1 protein-coding gene is annotated in these 1,896 nt (G+C 45.1%); it reads left to right on the top strand.

From position 1 onward, the window contains the following. Positions 1–1,896: non-ribosomal peptide synthetase (locus WBG07_RS19280; RefSeq protein ID WP_413788838.1), on the top strand; the 1,896-nt coding region annotated here is incomplete at both ends.

Raw genomic sequence — 1,896 nt, 5'->3', positions numbered from 1 at the left:
CCTTTTAAGTCTTTACAATGTACTTCTATACAAATACACCGGGCAGGATGATATCTGTGTAGGCGTTCCTATCGCTAATCGCGAACAAGCAGAGATCACTTCACTGATAGGCTTTTTTGTTAACACAATCGCTATCAGGACTTCCATAGACCGCAACGCCTCTTTTGAATCCTTACTAAAAGAAGTAAGGGCAATCACCTTAGGCGCTTACGCCCATCAAGAAGTTCCTTTTGAGCGCGTAGTAGACCGGGTAGTAGCTGTACGCGACCGTAGCCGCAGCCCCTTGTTCCAAACGATGTTCACTTTACAGAACACCACAGAGATCACAGAGATATCCATGCAAGGTTGTGAGGTATCATTCATAGATACGGTGGACGAATCTGCTAAATTTGATTTAGAATTTATTGCTACCGAAAAAGAGGCAGGATTATCCATTTCCATACAATATTGTACCGATCTTTTCCGTGCATCTACCATAGCACGTATGGGCGATCACTTCAGCAACCTGATCATGTCCGTACTCAAAGCCCCTGAGTTACGAGTAGGCTCATTAGAGATGTTAGGCAGCGATGAGACACATGACCTACTCGAACGCTTTAACGATACCACGATAGAGTATGCTACAGAGGAGACCTTTTTAGATGTCTTCTCGCGGCAGGTAACCTTAACCCCTGATGCCCTTGCTGTAAAATATCAGAACCACAGCTTAAGCTACCGAGAGTTAGATGAGCGTTCCAACCAATTAGCCCATTACCTATTGAGTACCTATGCGCTACAACCTGAAGATCTGGTACTGTTGATGATGGATCGTAGTGAAGAATTTTTAATTTCCATGTTAGGGATTTGGAAAGCAGGAGGCGCATACATTCCTGTAGTTCCTGATACTCCAGAAGCGCGTACTCGTCACATAGCCGAGGTATCTGGCGCCCGGGTTTTAATCACCAGTGAAGAATTGCTTAGCGAAGATTTACGAACCTTCTTTACCGCTGCTTCCATTGGTATTATGGAGAGTTGCTTCCAGTATAAAAAATCAGTGGTAAGCCCCTCTGGTATCAAGGTAAGATCTTCACAGTTGAGTTATATTATTTTCACCTCCGGTTCTACCGGCACCCCAAAAGGCGCGATGATAGAACATCGAGGTATGCTCAATCATCTATACTCCAAGCTGTCTGTATTAGATCTTAGTAGCGAGAGTATTATAGCGCAGAATGCCTCCCAGAGTTTTGACATTTCAGTATGGCAATTTATAGCCGCACTAATGGTAGGGGGCACCACATCAGTATACAGCCTTGAGACGATCTTAGACCCAGTAGCGTTTGTACAGGAACTAGTCAAAGATCAGGTAACTATTTTAGAAGTAGTACCCTCCTATTTATCGGTTTTACTAGACAATGAATCTCAGGGTTACTTATCTTGGGAGACCCTTGATGGTTTAAAATATCTGATGGTCACCGGAGAGACGCTGCTTCCGAATTTAGCCAACCGTTGGGTAGCCTCACATCCGGAGATACCTATCATTAATGCCTACGGTCCTACGGAGGCCTCCGATGATATCACCCACTACACCTTCCATGAACCTGTAGAGGGGATGGTTCCTATTGGGTATCCGGTACAGAACATGAAGATTTACATACTGAATGCCGATGAGCAGCTCAGTGGTGTAGGGATCAAGGGAGAATTATGTGTATCTGGCATAGGCGTAGGCAGAGGCTACTTGAAAGATGCAGCTCGCACGTCACAGGTTTTTGTAGCAGATCCTTTCAGAGCAAGTGAGCGGATGTATCGCACGGGAGATGTGGCACGCTTCTGTGAAGATGGGGTGATTGAGTTCTTTGGCAGAAATGACCATCAGGTAAAGATACGCGGACACCGTATTGAACTCGGGGAGATTGAAAA

It is taken from the genome of Ascidiimonas meishanensis (assembly GCF_037782385.1).
In the GTDB taxonomy this organism is placed as follows: Bacteria; Bacteroidota; Bacteroidia; order Flavobacteriales; family Flavobacteriaceae; genus Ascidiimonas; species Ascidiimonas meishanensis.
Note: the sequence above shows the minus strand (reverse complement) of the source record. Positions and strands in the feature narration are given on the sequence as shown.